Raw genomic sequence first — 17,042 nt, 5'->3', positions numbered from 1 at the left:
GGGGAGCACTTTGTCAAACGACTATATTGATATTCACGGGGCACGCGCCCATAATTTAAAAAACATTAACGTTAAAATTCCTAAGAATAAACTGGTTGTGGTAACCGGTTTGTCTGGTTCAGGTAAGAGTTCACTAGCTTTTGATACGCTGTATGCGGAAGGTCAACGCCGTTACGTCCAGAGTTTGTCCGCATATGCACGTCAATTCTTGGGCCAAATGGATAAACCTGATGTGGACTCAATTGATGGTCTATCGCCAGCAATTTCAATCGACCAAAAAACCACTTCCAAAAATCCGCGTTCAACGGTTGGAACGGTTACTGAAATCAATGATTATTTACGATTGCTGTGGGCTCGAGTTGGGACACCAATTTGTCCAAATGATGGGACCGAAATTACTAGTCAAACAGTTGAGCAGATGGTTGATAAGGTTTTATCGTTACCAGAACGAACCAAGCTACAGATTTTGTCACCCATTGTTCGTGAGAAGAAGGGGCAACACAAAAAAGTTTTCGACAAAATTCGGCGCGAGGGGTTTGTGCGCGTTCGAATTGACGGCGAAATTCATGATATTGATGAAGAAATTGACTTGAATAAGAATCAAATGCACTCGATCGATATCGTTGTTGATCGAATCGTGGTCAAGGATGGCATTCGCTCCCGTTTATTTGATTCCTTTGAAGCCGCACTTCGACTTAGCGGTGGCTACGCCGTTGCAGATGTGATTGACGGCGAACCGATCTTATTTTCAGAACACTATGCTTGTCCAATCTGCGGATTTACGGTCGGTGAATTAGAGCCACGGTTGTTCTCATTTAACGCGCCATTTGGTGCTTGTCCAGACTGTGACGGGCTGGGGATGAAGTTGGAAGTTGATCCTGATTTGATCGTACCTGATCAAACTAAGACTTTGCGTGAGGGCGCCTTAGCACCTTGGAACTCTAGCTCGAAGTATTACCCTGAAATGCTACGTCAAGCCTGTGAGCAAGCTGGGGTGGATATGGACACACCTTGGGAAAAACTTTCAACAGAGGATCAACAATTTGTTCTGTATGGTTCAAAGGGCAAGTCATATCACTTTGTGTTAGATAGCGACTTTGGTGGTGTTCGTGAGACTGACGCGCCTTTTGAAGGCGTGATCAATAACGTTGATCGTCGTTACCACAATGGTTCTGATTTTACCCAGGGTCAGATGCAACAGTACTTCCGTGAACTGACATGTCAAACCTGTCATGGTTACCGGTTAAACCGCAAGGCGCTAGCCGTTAAAATTGACGGGCAACACATTGGTGAAGTTTCTGATTTAGCGATTGGCAAAGAATTACCGTTTTTTGATCGACTTAAATTTAGTGAGCAAAATGAAGCCATCGCACGTCCCATTTTGAAAGAAATTCGTGATCGGTTAACGTTCCTAGAAAACGTCGGGTTGGATTACCTGACGCTGAGTCGGGCAGCCCGCACCCTTTCTGGTGGGGAAGCGCAACGAATTCGATTGGCTACCCAGATTGGGTCCAATCTATCTGGAGTCCTTTATATCCTCGATGAGCCTTCAATTGGGTTACACCAACGGGATAATGATCGATTAATCGCTTCCTTAAAGAAAATGCGGGACCTGGGCAATACCTTGATTGTGGTTGAACACGATGAAGATACCATGTTAGCATCAGATTACCTGATTGATATTGGTCCGGGCGCTGGTGAACATGGTGGTCAAGTAATGGCTGCCGGGACGCCAAAGCAAGTCACTCGGGTGAAAAAATCACTGACGGGACAGTACTTGTCTGGTAAGAAATTCGTGCCAGTGCCAACTGAACGCCGCCAAGGTAACGGCAAGAAGATTCGGATCACTGGCGCAGCCGAAAACAACTTGAAGCAAATTACAGTTGACTTTCCGCTGGGTGAATTTGTGGTCGTGACTGGGGTTTCAGGTTCAGGTAAATCGACGTTAGTCAATACGATCTTGAAACGGGTACTGGCGCAAAAGATTAACCATAACTCGGAAAAACCAGGTAAGTACAAATCGGTTACTGGCATTAAAAATATCGAAAAAATTATCGATATCGATCAAAGCCCCATTGGCCGAACACCGCGAAGTAACCCCGCAACCTACACCGGTGTTTTTGATGATATTCGTGGTTTGTTTGCACAAACTAGTGAGGCTAAGCTTCGGGGGTATCAAAAAGGACGGTTCAGTTTCAACGTGAAAGGCGGTCGTTGTGAAGCCTGTCATGGTGATGGCATTTTGAAAATTGAAATGAACTTTCTCCCGGACGTCTATGTACCATGCGAAGTTTGTCATGGCAAGCGATATAATTCAGAAACCCTGGAAGTTGAATATAAGGGCAAAAATATCGCTGAAGTGCTTGATATGACAGTCGATCAAGCATTAGCATTTTTTAGTGCGATTCCCAAAATCACCCGTAAACTTCAAACCATTCATGACGTGGGCTTAGGCTACGTCACCTTGGGACAGTCAGCTACTACCCTTTCAGGCGGTGAAGCACAACGGATGAAACTGGCTTCTGAGTTACAAAAGAAGTCAGATGGTAAAAACTTCTATATTCTTGATGAACCAACTACTGGACTCCATGTTGACGACATTAAACGCTTATTGGATGTTTTACATCGTCTAGTAGATAGTGGCAATACCGTATTGATCATTGAACATAATTTGGATGTAATCAAAACTGCTGATCATTTGATCGATCTTGGACCAGAAGGAGGTGATGGCGGTGGCCAAGTGGTCGCAACCGGAACCCCTGAAGAAATTGCTCAAGTCAAGGAGAGCTATACTGGCCAATATCTTGCGCCAGTTTTGGCACGTGATAAGCAACGAATGGCTGATGCTAAGCGATCGCAAGCTTAGTTAATTCTGACGAATATCAAAACACCCGGACAACAAATCGGCGACAATGTCGCGACCTGTTGTCCGGGTGCTTTTTATTTTATTTAAGCAGTAGTGTGATCAAAAGGATGGCGCTTGCCACCTGAACGATTAGGATACCACCGCCATACAACGCTAGTTTCTTGCCGGCTTTGATGAAGGCCGCAAAGTTGAGGCGCAGTCCAATTGCTGCCAGAGCGGTAACTTCACACCAACCCGATAAACCGTGTGCCAGACCAGAGATGGCCGGATCGAAGTGCAGCCATGAATTTAACGCGCATAAGACAACAAACCCAATCACGTACCAGGGGAGTGCGCGACGCCAGCTACTTTGAACCGTGCTTTGGTTGCCCGCCAACGATTGATTATGCTGATGGATGCGACTGAAGAGGAGTACCACCGCAACCAACATGATGATCCGCAAAATTTTAAACAACGTTGCATAAGTGGTTGTCGGATCATTGACCATGGTTGCACTGGCAATGACTTGACCGACTGATTGAACAGTGCCACCAATTAACGCACCACATAAAAAGTTTTGGTGGTGAAAAGTGAGTAAACTGATCACGGGTAATGAAAGCATTAAAATCGTGCCCATCAAATTCACCAACGTGACCGCCAATCGCTTGTCTTCATCGCGGGCTTCAATCGCTGGTGTGATGGCTGCAATTGCACTAGAGCCGCAAACGGCGTTGCCGCCAGCCATCAATAACGTCATCCCTTCCGAGAAGTGAAGTAATTTACCTAATAGCATGGCCCCACAAATTGTAATGGTCATTTGTAACAGGATGAACACCACTCCACTCAGTTTAAGGGCTTGGATGGTTTGAAACGTAATCGTGGCGCCGAGCAACATGACGGAATACTCTAAGAGCCGCTTTTCTGACCAGGCGGTACCACTTTGCCAAAATGGCTGCCGAATGATGGTATTACCAAGCAAAATCCCAATCAGTAAGGCAATTGTGGGGGCGCCGAACCCCTTTAAAATGGTAGAATTTAACGCTTGACTAATAATTGCAAGTAACAAACTGAGGCCGAATCCGGGTAACACTGCCCGTTCTGGTTTCATAATGACTCCTCCCTCTCTTTTAATACTTTGTGAAGTATACAGGTATTCTTGCTATTAATAAAATATCTATTTATAATAGTTTTAATTAATATTTTTAATCGAAAGGAGTCAGTAATGGACAAATTCATTAAGACGTTCATGGCGGTATATGAAACCCGTAATTTTTCGTTGGCGGCTAAACAACTGTTTATTTCACAACCAAGTGTGTCCGTCAAGATTCATCAGTTAGAGGAACAATTGGGTGTTGTTTTATTCGAACGAAATGGGCATCGTCAAGTTCGCCCAACGACGGCGGCCACTCATTTTTACAAAACAGCAGAACAATTGCTGCAAACTTGGCAGCAAGGCACCCAAGAAGTGCAACAGCTGGCAGCTCATCCTAGAAAAAACGTTATCTTGGGTTTCTCACAGACGACCTCGGTGGAATTGTTACCCGCAATTATTCATTCGCTTTTGGCCGACTCAAGGTTTTCAATTACGATCCATACTATGAACTCCGAAGCAATTTTACAAGCAGTGATTGATCGCGAAATTGCGTTTGGCATTATTGAAAAGCCAATTGTCGCCGACTACGTCCAACAAGTGACCATTCCAGGTGACGAACTGGTGTTGGCTGGTAATTCAGATGAAACATTATGGCTGTTACGTGAGCCAGGTTCTGGCGTCAGACACTATACGGATGCTTACTTACATGAGCAGGGCATCGTGCCAAAACAGACTCTTGTGATCGATAGTAATCAAAGTATTATTGGCTTGCTCGCACACGGAATCGGTAAAACCCTCATGTCAGCAGGGGTGTTACCTGCCACCGTACCACAACGGTCACTTAGCCAGCAGTATCATCGTAACTTTTATTTGATTGGATTAGATCATGAGCCGAACCCTGAATTGATTGATTTAAGGCGAGTTATGGCACAAACGATTCGCCAAATATCGCGTAAATAAAGTGCAACACCCGGATATTATTAGTAATGGCACGCCAGGTATGCTAGAATGGTCAAATGAATTAAATTGGGTCGATGGGAGATAACGCAATGGATAATGGAGAACAATTAGTCATTATTTCAGGCATGAGTGGTGCTGGTAAGACAGTTGCCATGCAGGCCTTTGAAGATTTAGGTTATTTTTGCATTGATAATATGCCGCCTTCGCTCATGAATAAGTTTTGGGAGTTGGTTCAAGAATCAGGCAAAATTAAAAAAGTGGCCGTAGTCATTGATTTACGGTCCAAGGCTTTTTACGGTGAAATTAAGCAGATGACGACTGACATTTCCGATTTAAGTCAGTCAGATATGGCTCAAATTGTTTTCTTGGATGCGGATGATGAAACTTTGGTCTCTCGCTATAAAGAAACGCGGCGGTCACACCCCTTAGCGCGAAATGGCCGGGTAGTTGATGGCATTAAGGATGAACGTAAGCTTTTAGCGCCGTTGAAACAAGCTGCGCAGTTAGTTATCAATACGACGCAACTCACACCGCGTAAATTACGTGAAGAGATTTTTCACAGTTTTGAATCTGGTGAGAATCAGACTTTTCACATCGAACTCATGTCGTTTGGGTTCAAATATGGGTTGCCGATTGACGCCGACATCGTTATGGACGTCCGCTTCTTACCTAATCCGTACTATCTACCAGAGCTCAAAAATCAAACGGGCTTAGATCAACCAGTTTATGATTACGTGATGCAGCAGCCGGAAACAGAGCAGTTTTACCAACAGTTTTTGAGTCTGCTCACAACCACGGTGCCCGGTTATAAACGAGAGGGCAAAACGAACTTAACAATCGCAATTGGCTGTACTGGTGGTCAACATCGGTCGGTTGCTTTGACTGAACGAATTGGTAATGCGCTTGGGGAAACTTACCCCGTGCACATCAGTCACCGCGATATTGCGAAACGAAAGGAAACGAATTAATGATGGAAGAACGACATCGCCCTAAGATTGTGGTGATGGGTGGCGGTACTGGCTTGCCCGTTATCTTGCGCAACCTAAAAGGCCACGATGTGGATATCACTGCGGTGGTGACCGTTGCGGATGATGGTGGCTCATCTGGTATTATTCGAGACTATGTCAATGTTGTGCCACCTGGCGATATTCGTAACGTGGTGGTTTCTTTATCATCACTGCCAACGATTGATTTACAACTATTCCAATATCGTTTTGATAGTAATGATCAATTTTTCGCCGGGCACGCGCTGGGGAATTTAGTGATTGCAGCGTTATCTGAAATGCGAAACGGTATTTTTGATGCTGTGCAGGAATTGTCCCACATTATGAAAGTGGACGGTCATATCTATCCGGCAGCTAACGAACCGTTAGAGCTCAATGCCGAATTTTCGGATGGTACAACGCTGACCGGTGAATCCGAAATCACTGCAGCGCATAAACTAATCAAACACGTTTGGGTGACATCTAGCCAACATCACGATGTTGCACCGGAGGCGGTTGATGAGGTGATTGAAGCAATTATGACAGCTGACCAAATCGTACTGGGGCCTGGTAGTTTGTTTACCAGTATTTTACCGAACTTAATGATCGGTAACGTGGGTGAAGCGCTACGGCGGACGCCCGCTGAAGTGGTTTACATCTGCAATATCATGACGCAAAAGGGTGAAACTGAAAAGTTTACGGATGCCGATCACGTCCGAGTATTGAATCAACACCTACACCAAAACGTGATCAATACGGTATTAGTTAACACGAAAAAAGTACCAGATGAATACATTGATTATCAACGCTGGAACGAGATGTCACGGCAAGTGATTCACGATTTTAAGGGATTACGGGCACAAGATTGTCGCGTGATTTCAGCCGATTTCTTGGAATTGCGAGATAACGGTGCCTTTCATAACGGTAAATTAGTTGTGGAAGAGTTAATGAACCTGCTAGGTCAGGTCAATTCGCGTGTATCTGAGGGGAGGTAGACAGGGTGTCATACGCAAGTGAAGTAAAAAAAGAACTAACAACGTTGGAAGTTCATAAGGAGAATGCTAAGGCGGAACTCATTGCCTTAATTCGGATGAATGGTTCAATTGCAATTGCCAATCATCATTTTGTGTTAAATATTCAAACTGAAAATCCTGCTATCGCTAGACGCATCTACCAGTTACTTAAACAGTTTTACGATGTCGAAAGTGAACTGATGGTTCGGCGTAAAATGAAATTAAAGAAGAATAATCTTTATATTGTGCGGGTTAATGAAGGCACGGATAAAGTTTTGGACGATTTGGGCATTTTTAAGGATGGTCAAATTATTGAAGATGTACCAGAGTCATTATTGCAGAGTGATGCACAGGTGCGGTCATATTTAAGGGGCGCCTTTTTGGCAGGTGGCTCAGTGAATAATCCGGAAACCTCGCGGTATCATTTGGAAATCTATTCTGTTTATGAAACCCATAACCAGATGATTGCTAAGATGATCAATCAATACGATTTAAACGCAAGAACAACGCCTCGTCGCGGTGGGTTTATTACCTATTTAAAAGAAGGCGAACGAATTGCGGATTTTTTGTCGTTGATTGGGGCAACTAGTGCGATGCTTAAGTTTGAAGACATTCGCATCATGCGTGACATGCGTAATTCAGTTAACCGGTTGGTTAATTGCGAAAACGCGAATATGGATAAAGTCGCAACTGCGTCTAGTAAACAGATTGAAAGCATCGAATTTATTGATGCTTCAGTTGGATTGGGCCAGTTACCACCTAAATTGCGCGAAGTGGCTGAAACTCGGTTAGCTAATCGCGAAGTCAGCCTTAAGGAGTTAGGTACCATGATTCCAAGTGGTGCGATCTCTAAATCTGGCATTAACCATCGATTACGCAAAATTAGTGAGTATGCGGATAGTTTAAGAGAAGCAAAAGTGGTTTAAGACACAAAAAAGGTGAGCCAAGCGGCTCACCTTTTTTGTGTCTTAAATTGCAGGTTATTTACGATCTTTAGAACTGGTCATAATTGCATCTAACAAACCGTAATCGACGGCTTCTTGAGCAGTTAAGTAATGGTCACGTTCAGTGTCCGTATTAACCCGTTCGATTGGTTGACCAGAGTTATCAGATAAAATCTGGTTAATCATCTTCCGTGCCTTCAAAATCTCTTCGGCAGCAATTTCAATTTCTGTTTGTTGACCTTGAGCACCACCTGATGGTTGGTGAATCAAGACTTGTGAATGTGGTAATGCGAAACGCTTGCCCTTAGTACCTGAAGAAGCAAGGACACTGGCCATTGAAGCAGCCATCCCAGTCACGATGGTTTGAACATCAGACTGAATAAAGTTCATCGTATCGTAAATTGCCATACCAGAAGTGATAACACCACCTGGTGAGTTAATGTAGAGATAAATATCCTTCGTTGAATCCTGTGCATCCAAGAACAAAAGTTGTGCGATAATGGCGTTGGCCATATCATCTTCAATTGGACCGGAAAGCATGATAATTCTGTCCTTTAATAGGCGAGAGTAAATATCATAAGCACGTTCACCGCGGGACGATTGTTCGATAACCGTTGGGACTAAGTTCATAGCTTTGCAGCCTCCTTATGATCAATTCGTTATAGATTAGCCGTCTGATGACTAACTGATTTGTAGTTTAACCCAAAGGTCAATAAAGGTCAAACAAAAAGATTTTAAAACTAGTTAATCATTGGCGTCTCAATCTCACACTAGTTAGAATACCATATTTTACCATTTTCTGGCAGTCTAAAGCTTATATTGCTAATTGTTGTTTTTGAGAGTTCTGAATTGCCCCTTGAATTTATATTCAAATTCAGGTATAGTATTCTAGTGTTGAAACGCAAACTATGCGCCTGTAGTGTAATGGATCGCACGTAAGATTCCGGTTCTTGAAATGGGGGTTCGATTCCCTCCAGGCGCACTCAGATAAAAAAGGATGCCAGTTGGCATCCTTTTTTCGTGATCTAAATTCATTGTGTTGCTTTATTAAACTGTTGGAAAGCAAACTGGTAAGCTTGCGGTAAGATTTGATCCCAGTAAGTCCAGCTATGACCGCCAAAGTTATCAACTTGATAGTTGACGGTTAGGCCGTCTTGACGCAACCGTTTAACAAAATAATTAACGTTTTTGATTGGAACATGGGTATCGTATTTTGAACTTTCAACGTAAAGTGCGGCCGGTGGGGTGGCTTTTTGAAGGTAAGACTTAACAAATCGCGTTGGCTTTGACGCGTTATACAACGTCGTGGAAAAGCTACCGTTTTGACGCCAACCAGCAATGGTCGGATTCGCTTGGATGTGAGGTGTCGCAACTTGCCAAACGGCTGGCGAGAGCATGATACCGACTGAAAATTGATTTGGATGGCGGAATAATAGGCGTGCAGCGCCGTACCCGCCCATTGATAAACCGCCAATGGCTCTTTTATTGCCGCCAGCTGTTTGATAGGTTTGCGTGATTTTAGGAATGAGTTCACGCATAATGGCCTGTTCATACGGTTGAGTCTTAGTGTTTAAGTAGAAAGAATCCTCAGCTGAAGGGAAGACGACAATGACTGGTTCGTTGAATTTCTTTACCAGTTTATCCAAAAAGTGTTTTGTTTGGGATTTCGTCGTAAAGTCGGTCTGGTCGCCGTTGGTACCGTGAAGCATGTAAATTGAAGCAAATCGTTGACCTTGGGCTTTCAAGCGCTGGTAATTTGCCGGCAAGTAAACACGATAGTGCCACTGCTTTTTAAGTAACGAGCTGTACAGAGACCGGTTTTCGACGCGACTTGGCGAGGCAGTAATGGCTGTTTGGTCTTTAGCAGAGTGACTCAAATGGGCTTGTAAGCTGTGAGTGATGCCAAAGCCAATAATGATGATCAGAGAAATGACGTCGATCACGATGACGATACTTTTTTTATTCAAAAGTGGACCTCCTAGTAATCAAATTTTTATTTTAGTACAAGTTGAGGGGCACGACCAGCCAAAATTTGTCGTCATTGCAAGCGCAACCAACTTATCGACTAAGTTGCATTTCGTTATTTTGACTGCTATAATTTGCTTTGTGGGTTAGGTAACCCATTAATTTTTGACCTCACTGGGTCGTATTACGTCAACATGGGACATATATTGTCCCAATTGGTAACAGAGAGTGGGTATGGTTATGGATCTCGAGTGGAGATGGGTGAATGCGGTAGTACCGAAGATGACCCAAAAACTGCTCAGACGTTACTCGTTATTGTCGACCGTGAGCCGGATGCAACCGGTCGGTCGGCGACTGCTCGCTGAGAAGTTGGCGCTAACGGAGCGAACGGTCAGAACTGATCTCGATAGTTTGGTTGAGAGTGGTTTGATTGAGATGGCGCCTAAGGGTGTGCGTCTTACTGGCGATGGTCAAAAGGCTGTGTTGAATTTGCAGCCACTGGTTGAAGACTTAACCGGTATTCGTAAAAAGGAAGCGTTACTTCAAGAACGACTTGGCTTAAAGGGGTGTCTGATCGTTTCGGGTGATTCTGATTCGCAGCCAGACGTCAAACAGGCCATGGGACGCGTTACCAATGATTTACTCAGGCAGCAATTACCATCAGCTGATAGCATTGTTGCTGTAATGGGTGGCACCACGATGGCGGCCGTTGCCAATAACTTAACGGCAACGTTGACCGATGAACGCAACTTAACGTTTGTTCCCGCCCGTGGTGGCATGGGTGAGTCGCCCGACATTCAAGCAAATACGGTTTGTGCCAGAATGGCGACTGCAACGAACAGTCGGTATCAAGCACTGTATCTGCCTGAGCTAACGTCTGAAGCAACATCTTCATCACTGCGTCGTGAGCCATTAATTGCGAAAACCCTGTCCATTATTGCTAACGCAAATGTTGCAATTCATTGTGTTGGGGATGCAATGGCAATGGCTCAGAGACGTCAAATGTCTGAAACGGACATGGCAACGTTAACCAAGCGGCAAGCCGTTGGTGAGGCATTCGGTGATTTCTTTGATCAAAACGGTCAAATTGTCTACCGGGTTCCCAAGCTTGGTTTATCGATATCCGATTTGGAAAAAATGGATCTCGTGGTTGCCGTGGCAGGCGGTCATAGTAAGGCTGCCGCTGTTGAGGCATATTTCAAAATACCTCCGACTGGAACTTTTTTGGTCACAGACGAAGGTTTAGCTGACATGATTTTAAAGAAGTGATACTATATATAGGTATTGCTGTTTAAAATAATTATTTTTACTTCCTAAAGGAGGAAAACACAGTTATGACTGTAAAAATTGGTATTAATGGTTTCGGCCGCATTGGTCGTTTAGCGTTCAAGCGGATTCACGAACTTCATTCTGACGACATCGAAGTCGCAGCTATCAATGATTTAACTACCCCTTCAATGTTGGCATACCTCTTAAAGTATGATTCAACACATGGTCGTTTCCCTGGCGAAGTTTCAGCAACCGATAAAGGTATCGTTGTTGACGGCAAGGAAATCCCTGTATACGCAGAACCAAAGGCTCAAAACATTCCTTGGGTTAAGAACGACGGGGTTGACTTTGTACTTGAATGTACTGGTTTTTACACTTCAGAAGAAAAGTCACAAGCTCACTTGGACGCCGGCGTTAAGCGTGTCTTAGTTTCAGCTCCTGCAGGTGACGTTCGGACTGTTGTGCCAGGTGTTAACTTGGATACTTTGAAGGCTGACGATGTGATCGTTTCTGCCGGTTCATGTACAACTAACTGTCTAGCACCAATGGCATACTTCTTAAATGAAGAATTCGGTATCAAGGCCGGTACTATGACCACGATTCATGCCTTTACTGCTACTCAACAAATTCTTGATGGCCCTCGCGGTAAGAAGATGCGTAACAACCGTACCGCAAGCATCAACACCATTCCTCACTCAACTGGTGCTGCTAAGGCTATCGGTTTGGTTATCCCAGAATTGAACGGTAAATTACAAGGCCATGCACAACGTGTTGCCGTTGTTGATGGTTCTTTGACTGAATTAGTATCTGTCCTTGACAAGAAGGTCACTGCTGACGAAATCAACGAAGCAATCAAGAAGCACACTGTTAACAACGATGCCTTTGGTTACAACGATGACGAAATCGTTTCAACTGACATCATTGACGACCCTCATGGTTCAGTATTTGACCCAACTCAAACTGAAGTTACGACTGCCGGTGACACTCAGATCGTTAAGACTGTTGCTTGGTACGACAACGAATGGGGCTTCACTTGCAACATGGTACGTACTTTGTTGCACTTTGCTTCACTTTAATTTAAATAAAGTACTCAATTAAAAGGCGGAGGGAGGAGACTTTCTTCGCCTTTTATCGTCAATACGGCATTAATTGAGAATTAACCAGGAGGGTTTTAAATTGGCTAAATTAACTGTTTCTGATTTAGCGCTTGAAGGCAAAAAAGTCTTAATGCGTGTAGATTTCAATGTTCCTATCAAGGATGGTGTGATTGGTAACGATAATCGTATCGTTGCTGCATTACCAACCATTCAATACGTGATTGATCATGGTGGCAAAGCCATCTTACTTTCTCACCTTGGTCGCATTAAGTCTGAAGATGACAAACCAGGCTTGTCAATGCGTCCAGTTGCAGAACGTTTATCAAACTTGCTGAACAAGCCAGTTACCTTCGTCCCAACGACTGAAGGTGCTCAACTTGAAGAAGCCATTAACAAGATGTCAAACGGCGATGTTTTGGTTATGGAAAACACTCGTTATGAAGATGTTAAAAATGGTGAACAAGTTAAGCGCGAATCAAAGAACGACCCTGAATTGGGTAAGTATTGGGCTTCACTTGGCGATGTGTTCGTTAACGATGCCTTTGGTACCGCACACCGTTCACACGCCTCAAACGTTGGGATTGCTGCCAACATGAAGCAAACTGCTGCTGGTTTCTTGATGGAAAAAGAAATTAAGTTCATCGGTGGCGCCGTTTCCAACCCAGCTCACCCATTTGTCGCTATTTTAGGTGGCGCTAAGGTTTCTGATAAGATTGGTGTCATTGATAATTTATTAGACAAAGCCGATAAAGTTATCATTGGTGGTGGGATGACCTACACTTTCTACGCCGCAAAGGGTATGAAGATTGGTAACTCACTTGTTGAAACCGATAAGATTGATTTGGCTAAAGAAATCATGGATAAGGCTGGCGATAAGCTTGTCTTGCCTGTGGATTCAATCGTTGCCGAAAAGTTTGATAACGATGCTGCCCACAAAACTGTTGAAGGCGACATTCCTGATGGTTACATGGCCCTTGATATTGGACCAAAGTCAGTTGCTGAATTCAAGGATGTTTTGAAATCAGCTAAGTTAGTTGTTTGGAACGGCCCAATGGGTGTGTTCGAAATGAGTAACTACGCCGAAGGCACACTTGAAATCGGTAAATTCTTGGGTACTTTAAGCGATGCAACAACCATTGTCGGTGGTGGTGATTCTACCGCTGCTGTTCAACAATTAGGTGTTGGCGATCAATTAACCCATATTTCTACCGGTGGTGGCGCTTCACTTGAATACCTTGAAGGTAAAACTTTACCAGGTATCGCCGCAATTAGTGATAAATAAATTAATTTTTTTGAAGCCAGGACACCTCCTGGCTTCTTTAGTCTAAGCGATTAGGCCATTTTTGACAGTGGCGATGAGGCCCAAGATACTGGATAAAACGTTTTCAATTCGATAAAATGAACCTGTTACTTCAAATTGTTGAACAAAAGGAGCGTTTACTGTGCGGATACCATTAATTGCGGGTAATTGGAAGATGAATAAGTCGGTCAATGACGCCCGTGCTTTCATGCAAGCGGTTGTTGATCAATTACCGGCACCAGATCAGGTTGAAACGGCAATTGCAGCACCAGTTATTTTATTAGAAACGATGCTTGAGTTAAACACGACCAACCGGTTAAAAGTCGGTGCAGAGAATTGTTATTACGAGGATTCGGGTGCTTTTACTGGCGAAACGAGTCCGATGGCATTGGCCGAAATGGGTATTCCATACGTGATTGTTGGTCATTCTGAGCGGCGTAGTTACTTCGGTGAAACTGACGATGTGATTAATCGTAAGGTTCATGCTGTTTATCGCAATCATATGACACCAATTCTGTGTTGTGATGAAACAATGGGGCGTCTCGAAGCCGGTGAGAAAATTCACTGGGTCGTGAGTCAAGTTACTGGTGCCTTAAAGGGTGTGAGTGATGAGTTGGCGCGACAGTTAATTATTGCTTACGAGCCAAGTTGGGCGATTGGTAGTGGCAAATCAGCTTCCGCGGATCAAGCTGAAGAGGGCTGTTACCTCATTCGTCAAACAATCGCTGACATTTACGGTGACGCGGTAGCTGATCAAATGCGTGTGCTATACGGTGGTAGTGTTAATCCGGATAACATTGCGGAGATCATGGCCAAGCCAAACATCGATGGTGTTTTAGCAGGTGGTGCCAGTTTGAAGGCCGAAACTTTTCTGCAATTAGCACACTATCAAAAATAAAGCCAAATTATAATTGCAAGTTCAAGGGTAAACTAATAGAATAGACTGCGGGGAATTGTTTCCCGCTAGGTTAAACTTTCATAAGGAGAGAATATAATGTCAATTATTTCTGATATTTACGCACGCGAAGTCTTAGACTCACGTGGTAACCCAACTGTTGAAGTTGAAGTCTACACTGAGGCCGGCGCTGTTGGCCGCGGAATCGTTCCTTCAGGTGCCTCAACCGGTGAACACGAAGCCGTTGAATTACGTGACGGTGACAAGAGCCGTTTTGGTGGCAAGGGCGTTACTAAGGCTGTTGACAACGTTAACAACTTGATTGCCAAGGAAATTGTCGGCTACGATGTAACTGACCAAATCGCTATTGATAAGGCCATGATCAAGTTAGACGGTACCCCTAACAAGGGCAAGCTTGGCGCCAACGCCATCTTGGGTGTTTCATTAGCTGCTGCCCGTGCTGCTGCTGATGAACTTGAAGTTCCGCTTTACAACTACTTAGGCGGTTTCAACGGTCATTTATTACCTACACCAATGATGAACGTTATCAACGGTGGGAAGCACGCCAACAACAAGGTTGACTTCCAAGAATTCATGATTATGCCTGTTGGTGCACCTTCTGTTAAGGAAGCTATTCGTATGGGTGCCGAAACTTTCCACGCCTTGAAAGCAATCTTAAACGACCGCGGCTACTCTACTGCCGTTGGTGACGAAGGTGGTTTTGCACCTGACTTGAAGAACAACGAAGAACCATTCGAAATCTTGGTTGAAGCAATCAAGAAGGCTGGCTATGTACCTGGCAAAGACGTTGCAATCGCCTTTGACTGTGCATCATCAGAATTCTACAACACTGAAACTAAGACCTACAACTTGGTTGGTGACGGTAAGTCATACACTGCCGAAGAATTTGTTAGCTTGCTTGAAAGCATCGTTGACAAGTACCCAGTTGTTTCTATCGAAGATCCTTTGGATGAAAACGAATGGGAAGATTGGCAAATGGCAACTTCTCGCTTAGGCAAGAAGGTTCAATTAGTCGGTGATGATTTGTTTGTTACCAACACTGATTACCTTGAAAAGGGTATCAAGATGGGCGTTGCAAACTCAATCTTAATCAAGCTTAACCAAATCGGTACTTTGACTGAAACTGTTGAAGCCGTTGAAATGGCTAAGGAAGCTGGTTACACAGCTATCATCTCTCACCGTTCTGGTGAAACTGAAGATACCACCATTTCTGACTTGGTTGTTGCCTTGAACGCAGGCCAAATCAAGACTGGTTCAATGAGCCGTGGCGAACGTATCGCTAAGTACAACCAATTGATGCGTATCGAAGACCAACTTGGTGAAGTTTCTGACTACAAGGGTATCCACTCATTCTACAACTTGAGCGAACAAGCCCGCGAAGCTATCCAAAACAAGTAATTAACAATTAACTGAAAAGTTAGAATTAAGGATGAACGTCATTGACGTTCATCCTTTTTGATTGTGAACTGTATCGAGTTTAAAACAACCGAATGCTCTTTTTTCGTAGGTATGGGTACCAAGGTGAGAAGGAGTGTTTTAATGGTAAGCAAACGCAATCAGATTTTAATGGGACTCGGTATTATGGTAGGGATGCTAACCGGTCCACAATCGCAAACGGTAAAAGCAGCACAAAAGTTCATACCGTATACGATTAAGTTCCATCTTGACCGAGAGGTTCAAGATGCCAACGCACCAGATTTTCGAGTAAAAGCGGAGCAACATTCACATTTTGTGGATGCTCTGATACCAGGTGTAAGTGTTATGAACGAGCGACTCAAGGGGTTTGATTTATTGACACTCTTTCCAGGTTATGAGTCACGAAATGATGCATCGAAATTTTTGGGCACTGAAATTAAGAACAAAGTCTTCACTGCTCGTTATCGAATTAGGGGGCTGGCTCATCACCCTAGCTTAACTTACAAACTTGTCAATCCGGATCAAACCGTCAGCTCAAAAATTTTTGAAAAATATGAGTATGCATACGGCACAAACGGCGGGGCCTATCAGCCAGTTATTTCAGGCGAGTTAGAAGGACAATACTGGCTGGCGGATGAAAAGGAAAAAGAAATCACTGTAGACGAGACAAAGTTTGAAACAGTAATTCATCGTCGTCAGGTTCATTTAAAGATAATTGTGGTTAATCAGGCCACACAATCAGTTATTCAACACCAGTTACCAAAGCAAGTCACAGTGGCTTTTCAAGATATTGATGAAAAGCTCACTGAGCTAAAGCGCCATGTCAATACGGTTGATAAAGAGTCAGTGAAGCAGACCGTTACGTACGATGAAGAGGGTGACGGCATTGTTCGGTTTGAAGTATCTGATCAAACTGCCCTCGAAATGGCCTCAAACGTGGCGTTAGAACCAGACTCAAAGCCAGAACCGGAGTCAAAGCCAGAACCGGAGTCAAAGCCGGAACCGGAGTCAAAGCCGGAACCAGAATCGAACCTGGAATCGGAATCAAATCCGGAACCAGAATCGAAACCAGAACTGGAGTTAAATCAGCAACCAGAATCGAGCCTAGGACCAGCCTCAGAGCCGAACCCGGAACAAGAGTCGAATCAGCCAACAGTATCGAAGCCGGCATTAATGCAACAAAGTGAAGCAAAACCAGAAGCAAAACCAGAAGCAAAACCAGAAGCAAAACCAGAAGCAAA

At 44.0% G+C, this 17,042-nt stretch carries 13 protein-coding genes, 1 tRNA gene and 1 pseudogene; 12 read left to right on the top strand and 3 right to left on the bottom strand.

Annotated elements, in window-relative coordinates:
- Nucleotides 1–10: 10 nt before the first annotated feature.
- Nucleotides 11–2,866, top strand: a complete 2,856-nt coding sequence (gene uvrA, locus FD04_RS00075; protein WP_056946158.1) for an excinuclease ABC subunit UvrA — start codon at nt 11–13, stop codon at nt 2,864–2,866.
- Between the two features lie 79 nt (nt 2,867–2,945).
- On the opposite strand, the gene FD04_RS00070 is transcribed toward uvrA, so the two are convergent.
- A complete protein-coding gene (locus tag FD04_RS00070; RefSeq protein WP_056946156.1) occupies nt 2,946–3,953 on the bottom strand; it encodes a YeiH family protein in 1,008 nt (335 codons plus the stop codon).
- Nucleotides 3,954–4,067: 114 nt separating this feature from the next.
- Between FD04_RS00070 and FD04_RS00065 the strand changes: the two genes are divergently transcribed.
- The 4 genes from FD04_RS00065 to whiA all read left to right on the top strand — a co-directional run bounded on the left by FD04_RS00065 (nt 4,068) and on the right by whiA (nt 7,820).
- Nucleotides 4,068–4,898: a LysR family transcriptional regulator gene (locus FD04_RS00065; RefSeq protein WP_056946154.1), complete on the top strand. Its 831-nt coding sequence runs from the start codon at nt 4,068–4,070 to the stop codon at nt 4,896–4,898.
- Between the two features lie 89 nt (nt 4,899–4,987).
- A complete protein-coding gene (gene rapZ, locus FD04_RS00060; protein WP_056946152.1) occupies nt 4,988–5,866 on the top strand; it encodes an RNase adapter RapZ in 879 nt (292 codons plus the stop codon).
- Complete coding sequence (locus tag FD04_RS00055) at nt 5,866–6,876, top strand: gluconeogenesis factor YvcK family protein (RefSeq protein WP_056946150.1); 1,011 nt, start codon at nt 5,866–5,868, stop codon at nt 6,874–6,876. Before rapZ ends, FD04_RS00055 begins: the two co-directional genes overlap by 1 nt.
- Nucleotides 6,877–6,881: 5 nt before the next feature.
- Nucleotides 6,882–7,820, top strand: coding sequence for a DNA-binding protein WhiA (whiA, locus tag FD04_RS00050; RefSeq protein ID WP_056946148.1), 939 nt, complete (start codon nt 6,882–6,884; stop codon nt 7,818–7,820).
- Between the two features lie 54 nt (nt 7,821–7,874).
- Here whiA and FD04_RS00045 read toward each other — a convergent pair whose 3' ends face one another.
- Nucleotides 7,875–8,468: an ATP-dependent Clp protease proteolytic subunit gene (locus FD04_RS00045; RefSeq protein WP_054702047.1), complete on the bottom strand. Its 594-nt coding sequence runs from the start codon at nt 8,466–8,468 to the stop codon at nt 7,875–7,877.
- A 280-nt stretch (nt 8,469–8,748) separates the two neighbouring features.
- Here FD04_RS00045 and FD04_RS00040 point away from each other — a divergent pair.
- Nucleotides 8,749–8,820 (top strand) — tRNA-Arg (locus FD04_RS00040).
- Between the two features lie 49 nt (nt 8,821–8,869).
- On the opposite strand, the gene FD04_RS00035 is transcribed toward FD04_RS00040, so the two are convergent.
- Complete coding sequence (locus FD04_RS00035) at nt 8,870–9,805, bottom strand: alpha/beta hydrolase (RefSeq protein WP_056946147.1); 936 nt, start codon at nt 9,803–9,805, stop codon at nt 8,870–8,872.
- Between the two features lie 238 nt (nt 9,806–10,043).
- Here FD04_RS00035 and FD04_RS00030 point away from each other — a divergent pair, with 238 nt between their 5' ends.
- From FD04_RS00030 to FD04_RS00005, 6 genes and pseudogenes are all read left to right on the top strand, one after another.
- Entirely contained in the window at nt 10,044–11,072 is a 1,029-nt protein-coding gene (locus FD04_RS00030) for a sugar-binding transcriptional regulator (RefSeq protein ID WP_056946146.1), read from the top strand.
- 65 nt (nt 11,073–11,137) lie between these two features.
- Nucleotides 11,138–12,148, top strand: coding sequence for a type I glyceraldehyde-3-phosphate dehydrogenase (gene gap / locus FD04_RS00025; protein WP_056946145.1), 1,011 nt, complete (start codon nt 11,138–11,140; stop codon nt 12,146–12,148).
- Between the two features lie 100 nt (nt 12,149–12,248).
- The gene (locus FD04_RS00020) at nt 12,249–13,451 is read left to right on the top strand and encodes a phosphoglycerate kinase (protein WP_056946144.1); all 1,203 of its coding nucleotides are present in this window, start codon (nt 12,249–12,251) and stop codon (nt 13,449–13,451) included.
- A 160-nt stretch (nt 13,452–13,611) separates the two neighbouring features.
- On the top strand, nt 13,612–14,367 hold the full coding sequence (tpiA, locus tag FD04_RS00015; protein WP_056946143.1) for a triose-phosphate isomerase: 756 nt from the start codon (nt 13,612–13,614) through the stop codon (nt 14,365–14,367).
- Between the two features lie 96 nt (nt 14,368–14,463).
- Nucleotides 14,464–15,783, top strand: coding sequence for a phosphopyruvate hydratase (gene eno, locus FD04_RS00010; protein ID WP_054702060.1), 1,320 nt, complete (start codon nt 14,464–14,466; stop codon nt 15,781–15,783).
- Between the two features lie 141 nt (nt 15,784–15,924).
- Nucleotides 15,925–17,042 (top strand): annotated as a pseudogene (locus FD04_RS00005) (hypothetical protein); the annotation flags it as partial.

It is taken from the genome of Secundilactobacillus odoratitofui DSM 19909 = JCM 15043, from assembly GCF_001434895.1.
Taxonomy (GTDB): Bacteria; Bacillota; Bacilli; order Lactobacillales; family Lactobacillaceae; genus Secundilactobacillus; species Secundilactobacillus odoratitofui.
Note: the sequence above shows the minus strand (reverse complement) of the source record. Positions and strands in the feature narration are given on the sequence as shown.

Excerpts from the sequence above, each read along its gene's own strand:
- rapZ (WP_056946152.1), top strand. The coding sequence starts at position 4,988 with ATGGATAATGGAGAACAATTAGTCATTATTTCAGGCATGAGTGGTGCT.
- gap (WP_056946145.1), top strand. The coding sequence starts at position 11,138 with ATGACTGTAAAAATTGGTATTAATGGTTTCGGCCGCATTGGTCGTTTA.
- FD04_RS00030 (WP_056946146.1), top strand. The coding sequence starts at position 10,044 with ATGGATCTCGAGTGGAGATGGGTGAATGCGGTAGTACCGAAGATGACC.
- FD04_RS00065 (WP_056946154.1), top strand. The coding sequence starts at position 4,068 with ATGGACAAATTCATTAAGACGTTCATGGCGGTATATGAAACCCGTAAT.
- FD04_RS00070 (WP_056946156.1), bottom strand. The coding sequence starts at position 3,953 with ATGAAACCAGAACGGGCAGTGTTACCCGGATTCGGCCTCAGTTTGTTA.
- eno (WP_054702060.1), top strand. The coding sequence starts at position 14,464 with ATGTCAATTATTTCTGATATTTACGCACGCGAAGTCTTAGACTCACGT.
- FD04_RS00055 (WP_056946150.1), top strand. The coding sequence starts at position 5,866 with ATGATGGAAGAACGACATCGCCCTAAGATTGTGGTGATGGGTGGCGGT.
- FD04_RS00045 (WP_054702047.1), bottom strand. The coding sequence starts at position 8,468 with ATGAACTTAGTCCCAACGGTTATCGAACAATCGTCCCGCGGTGAACGT.